The organism is Leptospira ainlahdjerensis (genome assembly GCF_016919175.1).
Lineage (GTDB): Bacteria > Spirochaetota > Leptospiria > Leptospirales > Leptospiraceae > Leptospira > Leptospira ainlahdjerensis.
Map to the genome: position 1 here is coordinate 1 of NZ_JAFFPU010000063.1, position 26,054 is coordinate 26,054.

Genomic DNA, 26,054 nt, shown 5'->3' on the forward strand with positions numbered 1-26,054 from the left:
GAGCACCTCTACTCTTGAAAACCTCTCTATCGCAGTATATATGTTGTAAAAGATCTATCGCGTTTCCCACACCCGATTCCCTTATCTGGTCTGCAATTACTCGCAAACGAAAAAAAGAAGCAAGTCAGTTGAGCGCTTGGTTCGAAGAAGCTCACCATGCGGTGATTTCTTCGTAAAAACCAATGTAAGAAAACGAAGTGAGCCGGCAAGTAATTATTGTAAAAAATGTTCCGAATCCGGAAGAAAAACTTCCCTCACACATCTTTTTTTTCGCAAAAACGACTCGGTCAATTTCGGCGTGTGTGTCATTTTTGAGCAAGCCCGTTCCCACAAAAGGGCTTTTTTGATAGACCATATAGTCCATTGAACATAGAATTCAAAATTTAGAATATTCTATATTTATAATTTAATTTTGCAGAGATCGAGAATTGCGGAAAGAGGCGTCTATATTCAAGTCATAGAATAGGATCGGAGCCAGCTTCCAGTAAGAGTTTGTCTTAAATTAAATCTTAAGAAATCGACGGAGTCGGCTACGCGTATCGGGCAAAGTGATGATCAAAAAAAACGGATTCTTATCTAAAAACAAAGAAGAATAGAACCAGCGAACAGTCCTATGATTCTATTCTTAATCGAAATTCTATTGTTGAATGGCTTGAATCGTGGGTAATTCTTCCGGGTAAATCGCATGGGAATAACTCTGATTAAAAACGTTTCGAAACGTTTGAGTCATCGCTCCCACATAAAAAGGATTCGCTTCCACGACGTTTCGAGGAATTTCCCAAGGCACTTGACCGGTCATCTTTGCAAAAAGAAAAGTCCCTGCCGGTTTTGCGGGAATTCCCGCCGAACCGGTTTCACAAACCTCGTAAGACCAAAGAGTAACTGCTCCGAGTTCGTTTCCCTGAACTCCAACGTCGGTTCTAAAATAAGGAACCGCTTCGTTAAAAACGACCTGAGGGCTTACCTCACCTTGGTCCAATCTTCCTAAGTGGTATTTAGCCTCGAAGTTGCACACGTTGGTTCCGGAAATTTCCGAACAACGAATTGTGATCTTGTTCGGGTTATCCCCTCTATCCCCGTTTAGATCGTAATGAAAAAACCAGGATGAATCCGAGATTTTTTTTTCATCTAACGCGAGTTTAACGCCAGTCGTACTCGCATGGTATTTCTGATACAAATCTCCGGGAGAATCCGAGACAAAACGAATGGTTCTCGCGTTAGGCCGTGTTACGGTGCCGTTGATCGGAACTCCTCCTTTTTTGATCACGAGGGTTCCTTCGGAGATGTCTTCTTTAAAAACCGCGGTGACCGTGATTTTATCCAACGGAACCACCTTTTCCAAACGAAGTATTCCCCCGGATTGACACTGATTCGAATTGTAATGTTCGCCGGCCTCCGTATAAGCGGATCGAAACCTGTCCTTGTGCGAGGGTGAAACCGATTCCATCTCCGCAGGAAAAAAGGAATTGTTAGCGACCGCGACACTTCCGAATAACAACGCTAAGCTGGAAATATCGGCCTCCGCGTCGTTCGGCTTTTCAGCGCACCCCGTCACCGTTAAAAACGCGACAAGGTATAGACAAAGAACATATTTCATCTTAAAATTCATAAAGTTCACTCTTTTTGATTCCATTCTAATTTCGCAAATACCGGTCAAGCACACTTAACGTAGCTTTCATCCGATCACAAAACAACCTTCGTTTTCGAACACAAACGCGACCGTTGCGATTACTGTTAACAACCTTTCGAACCGTTTATTTTTCAGGGAAGAAAAATTCTTTACGACTTTCTCTGCGGTTTTATTCCCGATAACAGACATTTGATTCCAATAAAACACCCACTCAATCTAAATCCGAAAATTGTATCCTATCGCTCCGAATTTCATCTCGGTAAAGATCTAAAAACGAACTAACTTTCGAAAACAAACCCACACAAAACGGTTTTTTAAATCCTTAAAAAATAATTCGAACTTTAGAACATTCTTATTTTATACTTTTCTATATCTGCCAGCCCAGTTCCATTTTACGGAAAATGATTTTAAAATGAGTCGAGAATTTTCGATCGAAATGGAGAATATTTATGATTTTTCAAACCGAAACCGAATGAAGGGCTTTCGATCATCTTCGCGAGTCTTTAATAAAAAAGGATCATTCAGAGCAACTCTTTCACACAGAATAAGAACCCTGCGCGACGAATAAGACTTGGCTTTTCGCATTCCTCTTTCTAAAGGAATAAAGAGAAAAAACTTGCCACGGAAAATAAAAGTTAGAATCTAACCGTTCTTCTTTTGAACAACGTTTTATTTTTATAATATAGATACGGTCGAATCAAAGTAAAATTTTCAATTCATTCAACAAGGAACCGCGCCACAAAAACGGTTACCAAAGAATCGCGTTTTCATACATTGTTTCCCGCAGATCCGGATCGAAAAATACGGTAAGGTGATTTGTAAAAAGTTTACATTCTCTTTCGTTCAAAATTTCAGCTACCCCGATAAAGACGCGTTTTTCGTCGGAAAGAACGAGTTCGATGTCCTGCGGATAATCGGAACGATTGTAATGATGCCAGAGAACTCGATGGCTGTCGCCGATATATCTCCAGTGCAATCGAACATCGATGATCTCAAAAGGATCCGTCCACAAAGAACCTGCTTCGTGAATTTCCTCCTCACGATCGTCGGGGAAGATTCGATTCACTTTTTTGACGGAAATCCCAAAACCCCAGCGAAGGGAGAATTCATCCTCAAAGCCGAATCTGAAAATTTCGTTTTCGTCCGTAATACAATAAATCGCCTTTGAAATTCCATGATATTTTTCGAATATTCGAACACTACCATAGTATTGAACGGCTTGAATTCTCGATCCGACGAGATTTTTACACCTCTGTTCGAGATCCAATTCCCGTTTCATTCTTCATCATTCTTGGACTGTAAAATTCTGTGAAGATCGTAGAGCGTTTCGGAATAGACGATCGGATTTACGGATTCGAACGGAAGAAGTCTGTGATCTTCTTCTCCCCTCGGCTCGTCGTAGACGTAACTTCCGGTCGTGATCGATCCTTGATTTACAAAAAAGAATTCTTTGAACGTCATCGGTTCACCGAAATCGTAACTCTGTACGTTTAACCCTTCTATCTTGAGAAACACTTCCACGTTTTCGTTCGGAAACAATTTGTGATAAGAGGAAATCCCGCCCGAGTCCACGACCGAACCTCTTCTCCATCCGTATTTTTCGGCTCTGTATTTAAAAGTACTTCCCGACATGGACTTGTCTTCAAATTGAAAGGAGATTTTCTTCTTTAGATCTTCATCCGGAATCAAATACGTTTCCCTTTCAAGCTGAAGCAGAGGAGGATTGATCTTAAGCTCCTTCCATTTCGAACTCCACGATTCCTTTTCTTTTTCTCCGACAGAAAGGGGATGCAAAAGGAGAATTTTGTATTTTTCGTCGATCGTGATCGGTTTGTCTTCGACGTTCAAAGTCGAATCACTTTCGGAAACGTAAAAACATTCTTTCTCCTGATTTTTAGAAATTCTCACCCAGACAAAATTTTTGGCGAATGCGTTTGCGATCGGATTTTTAAGAAACAATTCCTTCCAATCCTGCGAGGGCCATCTTCTCTGAACCACGAGATAATATTCCATATTGATTCCGAATTGTTTTACGGAATCCTTGAGCAAAGCTGAATCTTCTTTGTTCTTTTTCTTTTCGGTTTCGTTCATCTTCGGAGGAGTTTTTATCTCCTTACCGGAATCGTTCCGATAGACGAACTTCAAGTCCTTTGAAATCCCTATCGTATATTCAGTTTTACTGATGTTTATTTTTTTACGGAGATTTTCAAAACCCCAATCCGGCAACATCCGATCCTGCAATTCATACGGGGTCAGTGACATCTTGGAAGCTATGGAAGAAAATCCCTGTTCTGCGGCTTCCCGAACGTTCGGATATTTTGTTCGAAACGTCTGCGCGATCCGATCCAAGGCGCGGGCCGCAGCCATCGAATCCATTAATCCCAGACAAGCGCATGCGTTGAGATTGGTTTCTTTTTTAGAGATCGCTTCCAACTCGGAAACAACATTTTCATTTCCGAATATTCCAAGAATTGAAATCGCAAACCGATTCGGCGCCTTAAAACCTCCGTTTTTTTGAATCGACTGTAGAAGACTTTTGGAAAATGAATCGCAGGAATTTTTATCGATTTGTTCGACGACGTCCTTCAGTTCAAGATCGAGAACGATTTCGGAACGTGTTTTTTGTCTGTAAAAAAGATATCGAATCTCTTCGGGACTCAATGTCTTCTTGTCTTTCCAGAGAATTTTAGGAAGTTTCGTCTCATCCAGCCACTTCGCCAAAGGTTTTTCGAGTTTTCCCAGCTTCTTAGCGATGCCGATTCGACTCTTCGCTTCCGCAATGGAAATCGATCTCGATTTTTCGCAGAACAATTCCACGGCAAGATTGCGGACTTCGTCATTCTTCTCGTTTTCAAGCAAAGGTTTAAGAGCGAGAATCGAATCCTGAGTTCGCATTAAATTAAGAATCAAGGCTCCCGCTTCTCTCAGATGGGTTTGTTTCTCTTTCAAAAGTTCGGCAGCTCTTGGAATTACGGTCTTTTCGGGAAGTTTGCTCAACGCTAAACACGCGGTTTCGCTTACCTTTTTGAACTCGCTTTTGGCGATTTCCCAGGTTTTATCGTAATATTTCGAGTAGTCCAACCGGGAAAGAATGTTGAAAATCTGTCGAAAATGACCCGCGATCTCGTCGTTCTGGATCGTCATATCGAGCGCTTCTCCGGCGATATCGATCGCTTCCTGACCTAAATACTTGACTGCAATTCCGATCACGTTCAAATCGAGGACTTTCGTTTTTTCGACATATTCAAAAACCGTGTCCTTCACTTCTTTTCCGAAGGTTTTTAACAACCACTCGATAAAATCGGGAGTGTCGTCCCGGTAATAACCCTTTCCGCCGGACCAATCAAAACTGTATCCCCGATCCAGATTTTTATTTTTTTTGTCCGATATATAACTCAAAACTTCTTTTGCGAAGTCGATCGTCTGCGTTTGGTATTTTTCTCCGAAGAATTGGTAACGGATCCGAGCAAGCTCTGCTTTGCAGGAAACACAATCAATATTTTGAATATGATTTATAAGAATCGGCTCCATCGTTTTCGGAGACGTTTTACAGAGAATTTCGATCGTTTCGTAAGGAACGTGTTTGTTGCCGTCAGTCCCTTCGTATTCTTTGATTCGTGTTATTTTTGGAATCTGACTTTCCATTTTTGCCGATTCTTCTCTAACAAAAAGTTCTACAAACTGGGTGGGAAGTCCCGCTTCTATAAAGTCGTTTATCAAAGAGTCGAAATGAACAAGAAGATATTTTCCGAAGGAAGTGACCTTTCCCTCGGGAGTGAGCGCCATTTCTCTGATCTCGTATTTTCTTTCAACGAGCGTTTTTGTCTCGTCCACTCCGTATTCTTTCAGAGTGGCAAGGACCTCCGAAAAAAGTTCTTCATCCTCCGGATGACCGAGAACCTCTTTTTTTAACCATCTGTAAAAAGATTCGAAAAAACCTTCTTTGTTTTTTTTGAAAGACCAGGCTCCTTGTGTGATGTAGGAAAGAATTCTAAAATCCACGATCGTCCATTGCCGAAACGGAGCGAGAACGCCTGGAAGATCTCGGAAGTAATATTGATCCTCGTTGATCGCTTTCGGCACTTCGTCGATTTCTCCCGAAAAAAAGTTCTGAAGGGTCGTCAGTTTTCTTTTTGTATCTTCCTTATAAGCCTTATCCCGGACCGCTCGATAGAATTTTTCAAGTCGGTCTTTGTGTAGTTCCAGACTCGCCTTAAACTCCTGCGGATCTGCGCTTCGAACCTTTTCCTGTTTTCGGATCGGAGTCGGATTCAGAAAATTCTGAATGGCCTCGATTCCTTCATACAAAATTTCCTCGGGAACATTTTCGATCTTGTGCCCTTCAATATCGAAACGGGTAAGATTTTTTAAATTAGAAAATTCTAATGGAATTTTTTTGAGAGGAGAATAGATCATTTCCAGAGTTTCCAGATTCTCCAATTCGAAAATACATTTAGGAATTTCCGTGAATTTGTTAAAATTCAAATCCAAATCCGTTAGATTTTTGAGTTTGCTTAATGTTTTCGGAAGATCGGTAAGATAATTCGCGTTCAAAGACAGGTCGGTCAGCTGTTCTAAATCTCCGATCGAATCGGGAAGAAGAATCGGAGTGAGACCTTTTTGTTTTTTTCCGGAATGATGGTCTTCCCGATTATAACTCACCCAAAGAGTTTCCAGAAACTTTAAAGACCCGATACTCTTCGGCAATTCCTTCAGATCCTGATTGTGTTGGACGTTCAGACGTTGAAGATTGGAAAGTTTTCCGATCGATTCCGGAAGAGACTGGATCGCGGTCCGTTCGATACTCAACCAAGTCAGGGTTTTTAATTCTCCGATAGATTCCGGTATGGATTTTAAAGACGGACTTTCTTTGATCTCAAGATGATTGAGATTCTTAAAATTTCCGAGGTTCTCCGAAATGGAAGTCACATTCTGCAACTCCAGATGTTTCAACCAATCCAATTGAAAAACTTCCTCTAAGAGTTCGGAAGAACCCTGCACGTTGATACTCAAACGTTCACTCTTTTGTTTTTTTGCGTCGGCTATCAACTTCAGATCGAAGACGTTTGTATTTTTGATCGCGATCGGGACTTCTTCAAAACCTTCTTTGAGTTTTGAAGTAATCAACCGATCCGCTTCCTTTTGACAGAGTTCTGCGGAGGTAAACTTTTCGGTCGTAGATTTCGGTTCTCCATATCTTTGCCCTTGGCGAACCGTGAACGTTTTTACGTTAGTTTCGATCGACCAGAATTTTTCCGATTTTCCTCTATGATAGATAAAGTTGCGTACCATGAAAATAAGATTCCCGAATTTATAATTTGTTTATCTCCGCCCCAAAAAATGAAAATGAGACGGACCACAAACGGACAACAAATCGAATTGTATTTTTTGCAGGCAGAAACCGGAGAAATCCAAAGCACGGAATCAATAACGACACTATCGATTTTTAAAACGATATTCAAATTTTAGAAACTATTCCCCTTCGTCTCTTCGATTCCCAAGAGAGGATGCCACAAAACAAAGCCGGATTCTATCAAATTACCATCCATTTCGATTTTTAAGAAACCTCAAACCTCGAATTCACTCCTTCGACAATACTTTATAAGTAATCCTCTGCCATATTATAATGTCAGAAGAATAAATCAGAAAAACGGATACAATGACTGGAGCCTTCAGAATTTTGTTTCCTAAGTCTTTGATTTCTCTGTTTGAAATTCGAACTCAAAGAGCATTCAGAAATTCTGAATTACGAGTAAACCCAATGAAACGTTTTGTATCGATCGCATTTTGTATTTTCCTCTATTTCCTATTTTCCGTTTGTAAACCGAAAGCGGAAGAGCCTCCGAAGGTAAACAAACCGGCTCCTAAAATCGTTTATCCGTTTCCCAAAAACAACGAACCGACTCCCGCTCGGATCGAATTGGGAAAAATTTTATTCTTCGATCCCATCGTGTCCGGTTCCAATTGGATCAGTTGTGCGACCTGTCACAACCCCGGCCTCGCTTGGACGGACGGCCTTAAAACGGCCGTGGGTCATAACATGAAAGTTTTGGGAAAGAACACACCTACGATCGTTAACTCCGCATTCGGAAACAAGATGTTTTGGGATGGAAGAGCCGACTCTTTGGAAGACCAAGCCTTAGGCCCCGTCTCTTCTCCCGATGAAATGAATCAGGATCCGGACGAACTCGTTCTCGAACTCCAAAAAATCAAAGGTTATCAGGAACGTTTTGATCGCGCTTATCCAAGCGAAGGTATCAACAAAGAAACGATCGCAAAGGCGATCGCAAGTTTTGAAAGAAGTATTCTTTCGTTTCAATCCCCGTTCGACGCCTGGATCCAAGGCGACAACAAAGCGATTTCGGAATCGGCACAAAGAGGCCACGCCCTTTTTCAAGGAAAGGCAAACTGCAACGCCTGCCATTTCGGAAATAACTTTACGGACGACGGGTTTCACAATATCGGAATCAAATCCAAGGAAAAAGATCCGGGCCGTTTCAAATTGGTTCCCGTCAAATCGATGAAAGGCGCCTTCAAAACCCCAACTTTGCGGGACGTCGCTCTCACCGGTCCTTATATGCACGACGGAAGTTATAAGACCTTGGAGGAAGTGATCGATCATTATGATCGAGGAGGAGACGATCGCTCCAATCTGGATCCGAATATGAAACCGCTCGGTCTTACAAAACAGGAAAAGGAAGATCTAACCGCGTTTCTGCATAGCCTCACCGGAAAAAAGGAACCGGTGCTGATTCCGGAACTTCCGAGATAAATCCAAAACATGCAAGAAGAGTTTCAAAAATTTAGAATATTCTATTTTACTTATTAATAAAAACAGATTCTTAAAATATAAAATCAATCCAGGAGCGTCCCAATGTTTCGTCGAATTTTAGCATCCTTCTTATTCGCGGTTTGTTTGGCGGGAAGTTTATCCGCCGTAGAACACGAAGTCGGTCAAAAAGAAAAGAAGTTCACGGTCGAAAACCTCAAAGTCAAAGTCGGAGACGTCGTGAGTTTTCCAAACTACGATTCCTTCTTCCACAATATCTATTCCTTGTCATCGGAAAAGATTTTCGATTTAGGGTCTTATTCTCAAGGTCAAACCAAAAAGGTTAAGTTTGACAAAGCGGGAAAAATTCTCGTGGAATGTGCGATCCATCCGGGCATGAAGATGACCATCGACGTGCAACCATGAGAAAAATCGAAATTCTTACTTGGATTCTTTTTTTATCCTTGAGCTCGAACCTTTCGGCTCTGGACGCAAACGATAAATCCGTAATCCGAGGGAGCATCGTATTCAGAACCTATTGCGCCCTTTGTCACGGCGAAAACGCGGACGGAAAAGGTCGTCTCGCCGAAGGAAAAGTTCCTCCTCCGGCGAATCTCACCAAAACGTTCTTAAACGACGCGCAAAAGGAAGAGATCATTCGCAAGGGAGGAATGGGAGTCAATCGTTCTCCATTTATGCCTCCCTGGAAGGACGAACTTTCCAACGAACAAATCAAAGACGTAATTTCATACATCAACTTCATTTCAAAAACGAAATAGAGGTTTTAGGAACGTTCAAAACAAAGTGAATCCACTCAGCAATCTCAGCATCAAATCCAGACTCAGACTTAGTTTCGGAACGATTATCGCCGTTTTTATAGCTTCGTCAATCGTGATCGCGACGAGCACACTCGCTTATAGAAAGACGATTCGTTCCATGATGGACAACTCGCAACCTAAGTTCCAACTCCTCAATCTGACATTGGAAAAGATCATTCTCATCGAGTTAAAAATCTCTTCCAAAGTATCCACCGTCGATTCCCTTCTTTCGGAGGAGGAATACAACAAAACCCAGAAATTATTCGAAGAACTAAAAAACAATCTCGATCAATTTAGAAACTATCCCCTAAACGAATTGGAAACGGAGAATCTAAACATACTCAAAACACAACTCGATCGATTCTTTCAATTCAACGAAACCATACATCGCCTTTGGAAACAAAATCAAAGACAAGAAGCCCAGATTCTTTACGTTAGGGGAATTCATCCTTTGAGCGAATCGATGCGGGACACGATCAAAAAATGGGTTGAATTCGAGAATGAAACTTCTCGACGAAGCGGAGACGACGCGGATTCCCAACTTACCTTTTCCCTGTATTTAATCACAATTCTCACTTTGTTGTCCTCCGCGGCGGGAATCTTTTTCTCCAAATCCATCATCCGATCGATCACACTCCCTCTCAATAAAGCGATCGATCTCGCATCCGCCATCGAAAACGGAAATTTGAATACGAAAATCGAAATCGAAAGTTCCGATGAAATGGGAGAATTGCTAAAATTTCTAAAACGTATGGAATCCTCCCTTCGGGAGATCATCGTAGAAGCCAGAATCTCCATCTCCAGTTCCGAAAAGACAAGCCGCGAATTTTCCAAAGTCTCCAAAGAATTTATCGAAACTTCGGAAACACAGGCTAACAATTCCCAAAACGTAACGGATCTGATCGATCGTCTCAGCGATCTTGTCGAAAAAAATACTTCGATCATTCTGCATTCCGCGGAGCATCTTAGGAGTTTGGAAAAAGAGATTCAGAAAAATCTAATATCTTTGGGAGCTGTCACCAATTCCCTAAACTCTTTTACGATCAAGGCGAAAGAATCTTCCGAAACCGCGGTCAAAGGAAGGGAAAAAGTGGACGTGGTTCAAAAATCTCTCGAACAGGCGAAAACCAGCGTTAGAAGAATCAAGGAAACCCTCGAAAAGATCGGAGAAATCTCGAACAGAACCAACATGCTTGCGTTAAACGCTTCGATCGAAGCCGCGAGAGCGGGCGAACACGGAAAAGGTTTTTCGGTGGTCGCGGAAGAGGTTTCCGAACTCGCGGATCTTACGATGAGAAACACTCGTGAAATCAAAGACCTCATCGAATCGACCCGAGTGAATGTGGAACTCGGAGACGGAGAGATGAGCCAATTCTCGGATTTTTTCAAGACGATCCAATCCGATACTTCCTTTATGGCTCAATTCAGTTTTCAACTTTTGGAAGACATGCGGAACCAGGAGGCAAGTTTGAATTCCTGTTCTACGAAGATGCACGACATCGCTGGGAATATTACGGATTTGGAAAATTCTTCTTTGGAAAATAAATCGGCTTACGATTCGATTCAGAATTCGGTGCGGAATCTTTCCAAGGGCGCACAATTGATTTCTTCCGGCTCTCAAGAAATCGCGTCGGGCGCTAAACTTTTGGATAAACAATCCATGAGGGTGAAATCCTTGATGGAAAAATTCAGAGTCTAAGTTTTTTACTCCGGTTCCCGATCCTTCCCTACGGATTCCGCCAAGATCAGTCCCGCAAACACGATGGAACATCCGAAAACTCGGATCGGACCGGAGACCTCGCCTAACAAAAAATAAGCGATGATGGTGGAAAATACGGGTTCCAGGGAAAAAATAATTCCCACTCGTGTCGGTGAAACGAATCTTTGAAACTTAGTCTGTAAGAATGTGGTCAACACCGAGGCCAGAAGTGCGTTGTAGAGAACCCCAGGTATCAGACGCGCGTTCAAATCCAGTTTCAGTTCTTCCCACCCGCTGAAATGCAGAACGATCACCGAAACAAACGCAAAAAGACCGGCAGTAAAGGATTGGTAGAAGACCGACACTCCGATCGGAGTTTGAGAGCTCACACGATCCATCTGGATGATATAGAGCGAAAAAAAGAGTGCGCCGCCTAACGTGATCCAGTCGCCGCTCGCAATCTGCAACGAACCTTCCTTTCCGGATTCTCCTAAAAATATCAGACAAATCCCGGCGAAAACGACCAGAGCCCCGAAAAGATTTCCCTTGGAGGGAATTTTTCGTTTAAGAATCGCCTCTAAAAACGGAGTAATGACGACTAACGTTCCGATTATAAAAGAAGATTTTGTTGCCGTGGTTGTCCTGAGCCCGACGGTCTCGCAGGCGAATCCCAAAAACAAAAACATTCCCAAAAAAAAGGCTCCCGGATACCAGAATTTGCCCTTTCTAAATTCTTTCCAAGCAAAGGGTAAAAAGATCAGACTCGCGATTCCAAAACGTAAGGCTAAAAAAACCGAAGGGGAAGTATCCCTGAGCCCGAAAATCGTCATCGTAAAAGTTCCGCCCCAAATCAGGGTGCAAAAAACCAGGGCTGCTTCGTTGATAAATTTACCGGAACGTAACATCAGAATCTATTTTTCTTAAGTAGTATTTTGAACGGTTCCCAACTTCGATTCGGGCGGATTTGAAACTCATAAGACTCGTATCCGTCTTTTGACACTTTTACCTTGGTTTCCTTTCGATCCGGAAACAACTGAAAGTAAAATCCGTTTTTGGGATTGGAGAATCTGGTTTCTTCCTGAAAGTATTTCATTCTTCCGATTTCGATTCTTGCCTCGAGCGGGATTCCTTGTTCGTCGGTGATTTTTAAAAAGATCTTTCTACCCTCTATCACTTCGTTTAACAAAATGTTCCAGGAATCTTTCAGACTTAGGTTCACCTTTTCCACTTCCTGATAAACCGGGTTAAGATGGGTGGTTTCCAAAAGATAGGCGAGGGTTCCGTATGCGAAATATAAATAGTCCTGATCCACTCCGTCGATAGGATAGATGTTTTTTCTTGCTTCGAATTCTTTTTCCGGATTCAGACTGACAACGGAAGACGCTATCTTCTTTCCGAGCTCGGATGCCATGTCCGGCTCCGGATTCGTCAGAGAATCGATCGAATAGGGAATCAACAGACAATTTGCATATGCATGATAGCTAATGGACGCTACGAATCTTTCCCTATTTGCGAGATCCATCATCGCCTTGGTTTCGGGCTCGGATCCGGCCGAAGGGCCCCGATAAAAATAATTGGCGGGGTTTGACGACGAATAACCGCCTCCGGTTTTACCCCAGAAAAAGGGATAGTTACGATTGATATCGACCCCCGGATTGATCTTGTCGTTTACCGGACCGACGCCAGGATATCCGTTTTTTCTTCCCATCAGATTGGAAACGTGCCAAAAATGCCTGGCTCCGTCCGGATTGACGATGGGAACGACCCAGATTTTCATCTTCTTTAGAATTTCGTCATATTCTTTCGGTTTGGAAAGAATGGAATAAACGATATCGTAACAGTGTTCAATCGAGATTGCTTCGTTTGCGTGATGAGCGCAGTTAAAAAGTACGGAAATCTTTTCCCTATCAGGAACGTCCGTATCCGTGAGAAGTAAGGCGGGAATTTCCCTTCCACGGGCGCTTTTTCCGATCACTTCCACACGAGCGAGTTTGGAATGATGATTGGCAATCCCGAGTAAATAATGAATATTTAATATATTATCCTTATAACCCTTTTTCAGATCATCCAATCCGTTGAAGGTTTCGTTTATCAATTCCTGATAATTTCCAGAGTAATATTTGAAGGGATAATTCTGTTTGATCACAGTGATACCCGGAGACGGAAATCCGGTTTTTTCGACGTCTTCTTTGCTCATCACCGAATAATAGGCGTCCGATTCTTGATAACTGATCCTATATTTTCTTTTTGTTCTTTCTTTGAATTCCCCCAAACGGCCCGGTTCGATTTTTACCAAAAGCATCTTCCTTGTATCGTTTAAAGGAGAATTCGGTATTTTCTTTCGAAAGAAACCCGCGCAGGAAACGAGGAAAATCAAGCTCAGATTGAGGAAGAGAAAGGCTCGGATGGCAAGAGCAAATTGCGGTTTCATTCGTTTCTAAGACTGGAACTACTTTGCTTTCATCCGTTTCAGAATCCAGATATTTTTTGCCCTCGATACGAAAGCTCCGATCGATCATCCGTGCTTGTTTTCACCGGAGCAAAAACCATCCGATCAAAACAGATCCTGAACCAAAAGTTGGGAGGAACTGCGACGAGAATCGTCCTTACAGGAAAAGGATTTTTGTTAGAGTTCCTACATAGGAATTTTTACTTGCAAAATTAGAATTTTGTGATAGAGGAAAGTTTCCGGAATCTTCCCCGCCACCCACCCCTCCACCCGAAATTTGGGTGGGGCGCGCGACTTTTACGGAAGAGTTGTCGTAGTTCCGACAAATTATCTGAAGATCCAGACAACTTGTGGATAAGGATATGCCCGAAATTTGGGCGGAGCGCGCCGCTTCACGGAAGGTGCTTCGTAGTTCCGACAGATTCTTCTTTGGATTCAGGATAAGAATCTGGATCCCAGAAGGAGTTCTCCTCGGCAGCCCGCGGATCGGGGGAATTTTCTCTTGATTTGTCCGTTTCCTTTTCCAGTCTATCCTCAACCTAAAGGATTCTTTATAAGAGAATTTTTTAGGACAGGAACCCTTCAATGAAATCGAAAATTCAGAACATTCTTCTTTGGGTCGTGATCGTTTCGGCCGTTTGTATAGAATGTAACTGCAAACTTTTCGCGGACTCTTCCTCTTGCGGTGGTCAAGAAATTCCCGGAATGAAATGTATTCCCGCCGGAGAATTTTTACGCGGAAGCAACACGCACGACGCCGACGAAAAGCCAGAAGAAAAAGTTTACGTGAGCGACTTCTACATGGATATCTACGAAGTCACGAACGAAGAATTCGACAAATGTAAGAACGCAGGAAGATGCCAAGATTGTCTTAAGACGGGAAAGTGCAACTATATCGGACCACGTTATGGTAAACCCTATTTAGGACCCAAACAACCCGCCGCCGGAATCAGTTGGTACACGGCAAAGGAATTTTGCGAATGGGCGGGCAAACGCCTTCCCACCGAAGCCGAATGGGAAAAGGCCGCGAGAGGCCCCAACGGAAATTTATATCCTTGGGGAAACGAACCGGCTACCTGCGAAAGAGCGATCATTGAAGTGGGAGATATCAAGGGATGTGTAGCTAAAAAAACGGACAAGCCTCATCTGATGCCGACCGCAAATGTGGGAACTAGGCCGCCGGGAGTCTACGGACTTTACGATATGGCGGGAAATTCCTGGGAATGGACTCAGGATTGGTATTCTTCCTCGTTTAAATCCTGCGGAGAAGCATGCAGGGGAAAGGATCCGAAAGGCCCTTGTGCAGGAAAAGAATCCTGTCCCGGTTTTACGAAGAAGGTTTTGAAAAGCGGATCTTGGTGGTGGCCCGCCGGTTACGCCAGAGGTTCCAAAAGAAGAGCTCATATCCCAGAAAATTTTCCGGAATACCATCACTTTGGATTCCGTTGTGCCAAGGACGCAAACAAATAGTATGTTCAACAATTCTAAATTAGGAATTTATTTTATTCTAACATTTTTCGCCTACGGATTTTCGTTTTGTTCAGGTTCCGAAAAGGTAAAAGAAAACCGCTCCCTCAGCGAAGAAACCCTTGTTTCCAAAATCGGAACGCTCAGAGAAACTCCGCAGGAAGTTTTAGTTCCCACAAAATGGGACGTTGGCGACACAACCGTTTCCAACGAGGACAGATTGGATCTTCTGATTCCCCACGTTCAAAACGTAGGCAACGCTTATGTAGGGGTCGGTTCGGAACAAAATCTTACCATCGCCGCTTGGGCGAAATCGGATTTTATCTATTTGATGGACTTCACTCAAATCGTAGTTCACGCAAATGAAATCACAATTTTATTCTTAAAGAAGGGCGAGAAAAAAGAAGATTTTATCCGTTATTGGGGAAAGGAAGGAGAAAAGGAAGCGCTCGAGTTGATTCAAACTTCGTTCGCCACTCCGGAAGTTTACAAGAAGGTTTATAAACAAGCTTCCCCTTTTATTCGGAAACGTCATAAAACCAATTTGATGCTTTCGAAAAAATACAACTATAAGATGTTTCAGACCGACGATGAACAATATTCTTATATTCGAAAGTTGGCGGTCGAGGACAGAATTTTTCCGGTAAAAGGAAATCTACTCGGGAATACGACTCTTCTCGGAATCGGAAATACTTTGAAAAAAGTAGGTCACAAAATCGGGATCATCTATTTCAGCAACGCGGAAGAATATTTTGCCTATCCGCAAGAATTTAAGAATTCGCTTATCAATCTTCCCATAGACGACAAATCCCTGGTTGTAAGAACCATTTCAGTCCGCAGGGACTTGTTCCCTTGGTCCCCCGGTTCGGAAATTTCCACGGACAGAGGATTTCACTATTGTGTCCAAAAAATCTCCAACTTTCAAAAATGGCTTTCAAGCAATAAGCCTGGACTTCGTTCCCTTCAAGTTATGGTGGAAGGCGGAACCGTGGATAAAAAGAACGGAATTACGGTCGTGGACAAAGAACCGATGACCACAACCCCTCCATCTACAACCCCAAAAACACAATCCTCATCCAACACTTCCGCTCCTTGATAAAAACCGAATGATCGGGAAGTTCAAAAAGGAAATCGTACTCGTTACGATTTCCTTTTTTGTTTTTCTGACTTCGTTTAACAATCAACCGCAAATTTCGGATATCGTGTTCAACGCCGATATCCTCTATCCGGCGGTTCTCTATCAGGATATCGTTACGGATGGAAGCTCTTTTTTCGGCTGGAGCCTGACCCCTTCTCCGTATTTTTTTCCGGATATTGCGTTCTTCTTTCTAATCAAACTTTTTATAGAGGACGGAATCGTAAGCCTATACCTCGCTTTTTTTATTCAGGCGCTGACGCTTCTGGCCGCGCTTTTATTTTTTGTGAGCTCCGGAATCGAATCCGCAGAAGACAAGATTCTCGCTTCAAAAATTACTCTTATCATATATTCTATTTTTTTAATTTACTTTTCTCTGGATTCTTATTTTTTTCCGGTTTTCGGATTTGTCGCCCACGGAGGAGCGCTCGTTTTTTGCCTACTCTCGGCGGGCCTTTTATTTTCCGAAAACGAACGCGGAAACAAGTTTTGGTTTTTGTTCGGAATCCTTCAGATTCTTTTGATCGCATCCGATCCGTTGTATTTATTTTATTTTTCATTTCCATGTTTGTATTTTTTGGGATCAAAATGGAAAAAGAAAAAAGAACCGGAAGATCGAAATTCTTTTTTTCTATCCCTGTTTATTTTCGGGATCGGCGTTTATTTTTATAGGAGTCTTACGAAATCGGATCTGATTTTTATTCCCACTGGTTATTACAAGAGAGAATTTACGGGAGACTTTTTTTCTCCTCTTTGGATCACGTTGCAAAACCAAATAGCAAACAATCCTTATTCTTTTGGAGCTCTGATCGTTCTTTATCTTTCGCTCTGGATTCTCATCCGATTCTCAAAGAGTAAAAGAAATACGGAAGATCCGTTTCAGGAACGGTCTATTTTTCTCGTCGAAAGTGTAATCATTTCTTCTTTAGGAATTTTGATTTCGGGAACAGTCTCGGGAATTTTCCAGAAAGAAGGAGTTGCGATTCGTTATCTCTTGCCGTTTCTTTTCTTTTGGATTCCTCTTCTCATCATCGCACTTTTTCGTTTATCAAGTTTCGGTCCAAAACGGATCCATCGAGGACTTGAGTTTCTTTTTTTGATCGTAGTCGTATGCTCTTTTTATCGGGGGGATTTAAAACCGAAAATGTATCAAGATTCCCTAACCTCTTGTCTGGATCAAAATCGAAAAATCCACTTTTTATCAAGAGGACTTTCCAATTTTTGGGATTCAAGAAGAATCCGAATCTTTTCACGAACCGATTTACGAGTCGATAACTATCTGGAAGACCTGCATCCTGAATACTGGCAAAATTCCTGGAATTGGTTTACAAAAACTCCGAACGAAGAATATAACTTCGCCGTACTTCCGGGTTTGAATAAAAATAAATTAAAAAAAGAATTCGGAGAACCGGATCGGAGCATATTCTGCGAGAAACATGAAATTCTAATATGGAATCCGGATTCAAAGGAAAGGTTTATTCAATTTCGGAAAAAGAAAACCGAAGAGATTGAACTCTGGCATAAACTCACGGGACGAAAGCCATTGTAGAGAAATCTGAACCGTTCTCAGCCAATCTAATCATTCTTCTACCCAGAACTTCGGAATGTTTCAAAAGTCCGGAGCTCCGGAACCAAAGACAAAAGAACCATCATTTTTTCGTAATTTTCTTATTTACAATATTTTAAGTTTCTAAGAAACCATGAACCCCGATCAAAACAGGAGAACTCATGGCAAACTACGTTATACGCGGCGGAGAACAGGAATTACCTCCTCCCTATCAAATGAAACAGGTGGAATTTTATTCTTTTTGCATAGAAGGAAATCAGAATGCGATTCAAACGATTGTGGATCGTGATTTAAACGGTCCTGCCAACGGTTCCGCCCACTATTCAGTATTTACCGATAAATTATTTCTTGTTTTTGCGAAACAACAATATCTGGTTCCCGGAAACGATTGCGGTTGGGTGGAAGAAACCGACGTCGGGTTTTGGATTCCACTTTTTGCAAAAGATCCTCTGAGAATCCGTTTTTATCAACCTTATCTTTTTGTGGACATTCCTACTGCAATGGCGACGGGAAGAGAAATTTATGGGTTTCATAAGATCCACGGCGATTTTCAAATGCCTTCTTTGCAAGTTCCTCCGGAATACTTTTCGGTCGATGCGATCACACCGCGCGGAAAAGATCGACAAGCCATATCCCAAAGAATGTTCACTCTTACCTGTCCTCCGGGCGGTTCCCAAAAAAAAGAATCCTATGACGACTTTTCAAAGATCGGAAGTAAGTTTGCGGAAATTCTTTTTGGAGATCCTTCCAAGATCGCAATCCCCGGCATGGGACTCGTCGTCAACCTATTGGACTTCTTATTCTCTCCCGAATTGGGAATGGTCTTCCTAAAACAATTCAGGGACGCCGCTGACCCGACCCTGGCGTGTTACCAGGCGATTGTGGAAGCGAGCAGCAACGTAACCCATTTTCGCAAAGGAGGACTTTTAGAAGGCAATTACGTCTTAGATCTTCTGGACAATCCGTATTTTCCTTTTATCACCGACTTCGGTCTCAAAGGGACCTCAGTTCCGGTCCAATTCGGAATCTGGTGCGATTTCGATTTCGATTTTTCTCCGGGAAAGATTATTCATAAAAATACATAATTTTTTAAGAATATTCTAAATATAATATATTAACATTTCAAATAAGTTAGGTAGAAAGATGGCAGACAAAAAGGAAAAAGTAGTCATTTTAGGAGGAGGTTTGAGTTCACTCGTGACCGCCTACGAAATCACCTCAAAACCGGGTTGGGATCAAAAATACGATCTTACTTTGTATCACATGGGTTGGAGACTCGGAGGGAAAGGAGCAAGCGGAAGAAATCAGAAAATCTACAATCGGATCGAAGAACACGGTCTTCATATCTGGTTCGGTTTCTACGACCACGCGTTTCAGCTCATCCGAAAATGTTACCAAGAAGCGGGAAGACCTCTCACCCAACCTTTGGCCACCTGGGAAGAAGCCTTTAAACCCGCAAACTACTTTGTCCTGGAAGAAAAGGTGAATGAAGGTTACGTTCCTTGGCCCATCGAGTTCCCGATGAACGATCAAGTCCCGGGCGACAGTGTGGATCTTCCGGATCCGACAACCTATCCGTCCCTGATTCTAAACTTCCTTCGTGAATATTATAACGAAAACGCCGACACGATCTTTCCTGAAAAAGAAGACGAGAACAAAAACGGGATCTGGAGTCAGATCTTAGAATGGTTCGAAGAAACGATCGAAGACATAGGACTCGACATGATCGGCAAAACGATCCTGGTTTTAAAAACGCTTCTGGATAAACTCAGCGGCGATTTTCCAAAGGATCGATTCCTAAAAATTCTCGACCTCTTTATAAAAACCCTTTGGGCAAAGGTCGAGAAAAAAATCGAATCCGATACCGAGGCGAGACGTTTCTGGATCATGGTCGATTTTTCTCTTACGAACATCAAAGGTATGATCGAGGATCGTCTTTTTGAAAAAGGTTTCGAGAGTATCGACGACTACGACTATAGAGAATGGCTGAGACATCACGGCGCGAGCGAACTCACGATCAACTCCGCCATCGTCCAGGCAATCTACGGCCTTGTCTTTGGAGGAGTGAATCAATACACCTTCGCCGCCGGAACAGCGCTCAAAGGGGCTCTTCGAATGGTCTTCACATACAAGGGTGCAGTCGCTTATAGAATGCAGGCGGGCATGGGAGATACGATCATGACTCCACTTTACGAGATTCTAAAACAAAAAGGCGTAAAGATCAAATTCTTCCATAGGGTTCGGGAGTTGGTTCCGGGATCCTCGGACGGAAAAGAGAACATTCAAAGTATTCGAATCGGAAGACAAGTAACCTTAAAAACCGGAGAATATTCCCCGCTAATCGATGTTAAAGGTCTTGGCTGCTGGCCTTCGGAACCTCTCTACGATCAAATCGTAGAAGGAGAAATATTAAAAAAAGAGAATGTAGATCTCGAAAACTATTGGTCAGATTGGAAAGACAGGGAGGAAATAGTTTTAGAATACGGAAAAGACTATGATCGAATCGTCTTCGGAATTTCGATCGGGGCTATTCCATTCTTATGTCCTCAAATCCTAAAAACAAATTCGCAGTGGAAGATGATGACCGAAACGATCGAAACTTGTTTGACGGACGCGTTTCAACTGTGGATGTTTCCGGACACGGCCGGTTTAGGCTGGAAGTATTGGAAGAATGAACCTCCGATCCTGGGTTCTTTTGTCGAACCCTTCGATACCTGGTGCGACATGAGCCATCTCATCAATCGAGAATCTTGGCCGGACTCAATGACTCCGAATCACATCGCCTACTTCTGCGGACCTTCTCCTCCGGGAACAGCGCCGAAAAATCCTCTTGCAAACCCTGACATTGAGGCGGAGATGAAAAAGTTAAGGGAAAGAGTTGCGAGTTTTTTAAACCAAGACGTTAGCACGCTTTGGCCGGCGGCGACGGCAACGGGCGCCAGAGGTGGATTCGACTGGAACCTTCTTTTGGATAAAGAGGAGAAAAGCGGAGTAACTAGAGTCGAAGGCCAGTTTGTCCGTTTAAACATTCAACCCACGGAAAGATATGTCTTATCGGCGAAAGGATCGACGAAATATAGACTTCCGGCCGGAAACAACGGTTATTCCAATCTTGTCATCACTGGAGACTGGATACAAAATCCGATCTTAAACGCAGGTTGTGTGGAAAGCACCGTTGTGAGCGGAATCGAAGCGGCGAAATGTTTCCTCTGATTTTCTAAAATCAATTTTTTTCTTTTTGATTTTAATCCTAGGGAGAATATCACAGTTCTTCCAGGATGGAACTCCCCGGCTTTGAAACCTTCGAATCCTTTTCCATTGATCATCAGTTTCTGATATACAGATCTCTGGATCAAAGATCGGGGAAGCACGTTCTTCTCAAAATTCTTCGCCAGAAGAATCCTTCACGTAAAGATATTCAGAAGATTCATCACGATTTTAGAATTTCCAGTTTTGCGAAAGGACCAAGAATCCAAAACTCCCTCGAATTAATCCGGCACGAAGACCTTCCGGTACTCGTTATCGAGGACAACGGATCAGTGCCTCTTTCTAGAATGTATCCAAATGGTGTTAATTCTGTAGAAAGATTTTTTGAGATTGCCATGAGTATATCTTTAGCGCTTAAAGAAATTCATGAAAAGAGAATTTTGCACCAAGCCTTACGGCCTGGAAATATTTGGATCCAACCCGAGACCGGATTAGCGAGAATCACCGACTTTTCATCCGCGACCTTTTCAGGAAAAGACACGTCACCCTCCATTACACCGGATCTTTCCGTTGAAATTCTATCCTATCTTCCTCCGGAATTATCAGGAAGACTTTCTCGCGTTTTGGATCTCCGAACCGATTTTTATTCTTTGGGAATCATCTATTATCAGATGATAACCGGAATGTTACCTTTTGTTTCAAAGGACAGAAACGAAATTTTGCACGCGCATTTGGCAAGAAAGCCGGCTCTGGTTCACACCCTTCGGGACGACCTCCCCGTTTCCATTTCGCTTATCATTGCAAAACTCTTGGAAAAAGATCCGGAACAACGTTATGCGTCCGTTAACGGATTGATATACGATTTGGAACTTTCCCTCAAAGAATTCGAGGATAAAAATAACGAAACGGTTTTTATCCCGGGGACTAGGGATATACCGGAACTGACTTTCGATCCTTCCGCGCTCTATGGAAGGGATCGCGAGAAAGGGGTTTTAGAATCTTCTCTGGATAAGGTATTCAGAGGCGAAACGGGGTTGGTTTTAATCACCGGAGAATCCGGATCGGGAAAATCGGCTTTGGCGAAATCCTTTCTGAAAAGTATTTCCGAAAGGGGCGGAATCGTAGTTCAGGGAAAATTCGATCAATATGAAACTTCGGTTCCCTTCGGAGGATTGATCCATTCTCTTAGGGATCTTGTTTCGATCTTTTTATCAAAACCCGAAAAGGACATTAAAGAATTCAAAAAACTTATACAGCAGTACACCGGGGCGAACGGTAAAATACTATTGAATCAAATTCCAGAATTGGAATTTATCATCGGACCTCAACCCGAATTAGCGGAACTACCTCCGGATGAAAATAGAAACCGATTCTACTTTACCCTTAGAAACTTTATAAGAGCGATTTCCGAAATGAGCCGCCCCCTCGTCCTTTATATGGACGATCTTCAGTGGGCAGATCCCGCGAGTTTAAAACTGATAGAAACGTTTTTAATCTATTCAAAGATTAAGAATTTCTTATGTATTCTATCCTACCGTCCGGAAGCAGCGGAGAAAAGTAATACATTCTCGAAAATATTGGAATCTTTAGAAAGTAACAAGGTTCAGAAGAACCTCATCACGGTCCATCCTTTGGACGAAGAAAGTATCTATCGTCTTTTGCAGGATCTGGCCCCCGCCCCCGTCGAAGAAATCAGAATTGTATCTTCGATCCTCCACAAAAAAACTCTGGGAAACCCGTTCGCGGTGGTTCAGTTACTCAGAACTTCCGAAAAAACGAACTCAATTTCCTATCAGTTCGAAACAAAACTCTGGAAATGGGACACTGAAAAAGCGCTTCAACTTCCGGTTGCGGATAACGTTATCAATCTTCTTTGTCAAAGGATCAGAGATCTCTCCCCCGGCGTTCAGGAACTTCTCGGAGTTTGCTCCTGTCTCGGCGAGAGGTTTACTTCGGGATTTATTTCTAAATTACATTTTTTTGACGCCGGAAAGCTCAATCAAATCCTATGGGAAGCCGTAAGAGAGGGACTTTTAGCGCCCTCCCACAGCCAAGACCATTCCCTTTTTGAGGAGAATATTTCCGCCGAACAGGCGTTTGGTTTTTCACACGACCGTGTCCAACAAGCCGCCTACAGCCTATTGGAAGAATCTAAACGGAAAGAGTTTCACAAAAAGGTTGGCATCGCACTTCTAAACCTGCATGGACCCGATCCTAAAAACAGGGTCCTTTTTCAAATTACGAATCATCTCAATCAGTCTCAGGAGATCATAGAAGAGAATACTCTTAGAAAAAAACTAACCATCCTCAACTACAAAGCAGGTTTGCAGGCAAAGAATTCCGGCTCTTACGAAAGCTCCCTTCTATATCTAAATTTCGCTATGGGCTCTCTGGATCAGGCGGCGATGATCGGCGACTTGGAGTTGTATTCCAACGTCATTCTGGAAACGGCCGAAACAGAATATCTTCTGAACAACTACGAACGGACGATGCAACTTTTAGAATCATTAGAAAATATGAATCTTCCCGATCTTCAGCATATCCGGGCTGATGCAATTCAGGTAAGGCTCTATTCCAAAATGAATAAAGTGGAGAATGCGGTGCTCGCCGGTCTTAGAGCGATGAGGCGTTTTAAAATCAACATTCCTTCCTCTCCGTTCAGGGTCACACTCGTTCTTTTCAAGGAGCTTCTGCTTTCTCTGATTCTTTCCAAAGGAAAGAACGATATCGAACTCGTCCACGTCAGGGAAAACGGAGAACCTGAATACCAAGCTCTTATCGACCTCTTCGCGGACTTAGGACCGTCGGCGTTCACGTATAATCAAAATCTATTCGCTCTGATTGTATTAAAAATGTTTAATACTTCTTTGACAAAAGGGGTTTCCAGAAGCAGTCCGATCGCCTACAGCGGCTACGGCATGATCGTAAACCAAGCATTAAAGGACTTAGATCAGGCGATTCGTTATTCTAAACTGGCGATGGACCTAAACGACAAAATTCCTTTCGATTTGGTAAAATGGAAAGTTCAGTATGTTTATTCCGCCTATCTTTGCCACTGGAAAAGACATATAACTCTGGACATCAGCCTCCTTGACGACGTACATAACGGAGCGTTGCAAAACGGGGATATTTTTTACGCAGGCTTCAGTATGCAGGCCAAAACTCAAAAAAAGATATTCGCATCCTTTCCTATCGAAGAATTGTTAAACGACATCGCAAACGCCGACCAATACTTCACTGCGTCCCGGGACAACTTCGCTTTTACGATAGCCAAAAGTTCCCATCAATTCATAAAGGCTCTTTCGGGAAAGACACAATCACCCGATTCTCTCGACGACGAAAACTTCCACAGTAAGGAATTTGAAAAAGGAATTTTAGAGGATAAAAATTTCACCGCGCTTTCTTACTTCTATCACGATCTAACGAAACTACATTACTTTTCCGGAAATTTCCAAAAGGGTTTGGAAGCGGGAGAAGAAGGCGAGAAGTTGATTCAAAACGCCTTCGGCTTGATCCCCTACGCGGAATTTTGGTTTTATTACGGACTTACCATCCTCGAAAACTTTAGGGATCTATCTTTTTCCAACAGAACTCGGTTTTCTAAAAAGTTGAAAAAGATTTTTGTACTTTTCGAAAACTGGAGCAAGGATTGCCCCGAAAACTTTATGGGTCATTTGGAACTCTTAAAAGCGGAGAGGGATAGAAACAAAGGCAAGGTGGGCGAAACGATTTCCGGTTACGAAAGAGCCATCAAACTTTTTCAAGAATCCGGTTTTCTTTCCTTTCAGGCGCTTACCTGCGAAATCGCGGCAAAATTTCATTACAAAAACGGAAATTTTTCATTAGGAAATCATTATATCCAGCACGCCATCGATCTTTATTCCAGATGGGGAGCCGCCACTAAGGTAGAAGACCTGGAAAACCGCTTTTCGAACAGACTCGATCTTTCCCTTTCTCCCGAGGCGATCGGAAGAAAAATACAAAATCAGACTCCCGATCTGGACCAGGAAATCATATTAAAAACATATAATTTACTTTCCGGTGAAATCGTATTAGACAATCTTTTGAAAAAATTGATTCAAATCGCAATGGAAACGGCAGGAGCCACCCGAGCGATCTACTTTCACCTACATAATAAAAATCTAATGGTCTACTTGGCAGGCCAGAGCGGAGAGGACGGGATCATAGTGGAAAACCTTCCCGAACTCGAAGAAACCCAATATCCCGTATCTTATCTCAACTACGTATTCAGAACCGGAAAGATGATTTCTACGAACGGATTCGATTCGTCTTCGATCAAAGATTTTACGGATCAATACATCAAAGAAAAAAGGCCTCAATCTGTCATTTGTATTCCTCTGGTTCACGCGGGCGGTCTGAAAGGGGTTCTTTATCTCGAGAACCAGCTCGTCAAAGGAATTTTTACGGAGAATCGGATTCAAACCCTGGAACTCATCGCAGGACAAGCGGCGATCTCGATTGAAAACGCGAACCTCTACGCCGAATTGGAAGAGAAGGTCGTGGAAAGAACTTCCGAACTCAACAATACAATTAAATTGATTCAAAAGGACTTGCTCTACGCACAAAAGATTCAGGATCGAATCCTTCCAAAACCCGAGGCTACGTTAGGCGGAATTTACATTCTAACGAAGTATATTCCGATGAACGAAGTCGGCGGCGACATTTACGATTACGCTGAAATAGCTCCCGGCAGGATAAGGATTTTCCTCGCTGATGCGACTGGGCACGGCGTTCAAGCTGCGTTAGTCACAATGCTGATCAAATCCGAATACGAAAGTCTGAAATATTTAGATCTACCTCCGGGAGAAGTTATCTCGGAATTGAACAAAGAAATCATCGCGAAATACAGCGCGATCAAATCCTTTTTCAGTTGTCTCATCGCCGACGTGGACACGGGGGAAGGAACACTCTCTTATTCCGCTGCCGGACATCCTGACCAATTCTGTCTCACCGGAAGTACGGTCACTCGGCTTTCCAAAAGTGGTCCGATCATCGGAATTTCGGAGAAGGTTAAATACCAATCTCAGTTTTTGGAAATAGCAAAGGGCGATAAGATGTTTTTCTTTTCGGACGGAATCGTAGAGGAGTTCAACGCTTTCGAAGAGGAATTCGGAGAAGAACGGCTACTCGATTCGATACTCAAGGAATCCTCCAAATCGGTTCCAGATCTCGTAAAATCCATATTCAGCGATTTAGAAGCCTTTCTTTCGGGACAAAAAACCCAAGACGATATCACCTTCCTTTCCGTTGAAGTTTTATAAACTTAACAACTTCTTAATCTCCTTTTCTCCG

General features: G+C 42.7%; 15 protein-coding genes. 10 read left to right on the forward strand and 5 right to left on the reverse strand.

Annotated features, from left to right (window positions below; genetic code table 11):
* Window positions 1–637: 637 nt before the first annotated feature.
* From JWG45_RS15630 to JWG45_RS15640, 3 genes are all read right to left on the reverse strand, one after another.
* Window positions 638–1,633, reverse strand: a complete 996-nt coding sequence (locus JWG45_RS15630) for a hypothetical protein (protein ID WP_205280576.1) — start codon at window positions 1,631–1,633, stop codon at window positions 638–640.
* A gap of 745 nt (window positions 1,634–2,378) precedes the next feature.
* A complete protein-coding gene (locus JWG45_RS15635; protein WP_205280577.1) occupies window positions 2,379–2,909 on the reverse strand; it encodes a hypothetical protein in 531 nt (176 codons plus the stop codon).
* Window positions 2,906–6,922 (reverse strand): leucine-rich repeat domain-containing protein, encoded by a 4,017-nt coding sequence (locus JWG45_RS15640; protein ID WP_232380715.1) that lies wholly within the window; start codon window positions 6,920–6,922, stop codon window positions 2,906–2,908. The genes JWG45_RS15635 and JWG45_RS15640 overlap by 4 nt, the downstream gene beginning before the upstream one ends.
* A 469-nt stretch (window positions 6,923–7,391) precedes the next feature.
* Between JWG45_RS15640 and JWG45_RS15650 the strand changes: the two genes are divergently transcribed.
* The 4 genes from JWG45_RS15650 to JWG45_RS15665 all read left to right on the forward strand — a co-directional run bounded on the left by JWG45_RS15650 (window position 7,392) and on the right by JWG45_RS15665 (window position 10,916).
* Window positions 7,392–8,402: a cytochrome-c peroxidase gene (locus JWG45_RS15650; protein ID WP_205280578.1), complete on the forward strand. Its 1,011-nt coding sequence runs from the start codon at window positions 7,392–7,394 to the stop codon at window positions 8,400–8,402.
* A 102-nt stretch (window positions 8,403–8,504) separates the two neighbouring features.
* Window positions 8,505–8,825, forward strand: a complete 321-nt coding sequence (locus JWG45_RS15655) for a methylamine utilization protein (RefSeq protein WP_205280579.1) — start codon at window positions 8,505–8,507, stop codon at window positions 8,823–8,825.
* The gene (locus tag JWG45_RS15660; RefSeq protein ID WP_205280580.1) at window positions 8,822–9,178 is read left to right on the forward strand and encodes a c-type cytochrome; all 357 of its coding nucleotides are present in this window, start codon (window positions 8,822–8,824) and stop codon (window positions 9,176–9,178) included. Before JWG45_RS15655 ends, JWG45_RS15660 begins: the two co-directional genes overlap by 4 nt.
* Window positions 9,179–9,203: 25 nt before the next feature.
* Window positions 9,204–10,916, forward strand: coding sequence for a methyl-accepting chemotaxis protein (locus JWG45_RS15665; RefSeq protein WP_205280581.1), 1,713 nt, complete (start codon window positions 9,204–9,206; stop codon window positions 10,914–10,916).
* Between the two features lie 5 nt (window positions 10,917–10,921).
* Here the strand turns inward: JWG45_RS15665 and JWG45_RS15670 are convergent, their stop codons facing one another.
* Together JWG45_RS15670 and JWG45_RS15675 are read right to left on the reverse strand one after the other, a co-directional pair.
* Window positions 10,922–11,821 (reverse strand): DMT family transporter, encoded by a 900-nt coding sequence (locus JWG45_RS15670; RefSeq protein WP_205280582.1) that lies wholly within the window; start codon window positions 11,819–11,821, stop codon window positions 10,922–10,924.
* Entirely contained in the window at window positions 11,821–13,347 is a 1,527-nt protein-coding gene (locus JWG45_RS15675) for a M14 family zinc carboxypeptidase (RefSeq protein ID WP_205280583.1), read from the reverse strand. The genes JWG45_RS15670 and JWG45_RS15675 overlap by 1 nt, the downstream gene beginning before the upstream one ends.
* Before the next feature lie 603 nt (window positions 13,348–13,950).
* Between JWG45_RS15675 and JWG45_RS15680 the strand changes: the two genes are divergently transcribed.
* From JWG45_RS15680 to JWG45_RS15705, 6 genes are all read left to right on the forward strand, one after another.
* The gene (locus JWG45_RS15680) at window positions 13,951–14,835 is read left to right on the forward strand and encodes a formylglycine-generating enzyme family protein (protein ID WP_205280584.1); all 885 of its coding nucleotides are present in this window, start codon (window positions 13,951–13,953) and stop codon (window positions 14,833–14,835) included.
* A 1-nt stretch (window position 14,836) separates the two neighbouring features.
* Window positions 14,837–15,928, forward strand: coding sequence for an LIC_10091 family lipoprotein (locus tag JWG45_RS15685; RefSeq protein WP_205280585.1), 1,092 nt, complete (start codon window positions 14,837–14,839; stop codon window positions 15,926–15,928).
* Between the two features lie 10 nt (window positions 15,929–15,938).
* Entirely contained in the window at window positions 15,939–17,516 is a 1,578-nt protein-coding gene (locus JWG45_RS15690; protein ID WP_205280586.1) for a hypothetical protein, read from the forward strand.
* A 179-nt stretch (window positions 17,517–17,695) separates the two neighbouring features.
* The gene (locus tag JWG45_RS15695) at window positions 17,696–18,619 is read left to right on the forward strand and encodes a hypothetical protein (RefSeq protein ID WP_205280587.1); all 924 of its coding nucleotides are present in this window, start codon (window positions 17,696–17,698) and stop codon (window positions 18,617–18,619) included.
* Between the two features lie 58 nt (window positions 18,620–18,677).
* Window positions 18,678–20,747, forward strand: coding sequence for an NAD(P)-binding protein (locus JWG45_RS15700; RefSeq protein ID WP_205280588.1), 2,070 nt, complete (start codon window positions 18,678–18,680; stop codon window positions 20,745–20,747).
* 65 nt (window positions 20,748–20,812) lie between these two features.
* Window positions 20,813–26,023, forward strand: a complete 5,211-nt coding sequence (locus tag JWG45_RS15705) for a trifunctional serine/threonine-protein kinase/ATP-binding protein/SpoIIE family protein phosphatase (RefSeq protein WP_205280589.1) — start codon at window positions 20,813–20,815, stop codon at window positions 26,021–26,023.
* Window positions 26,024–26,054 lie beyond the last annotated feature (31 nt).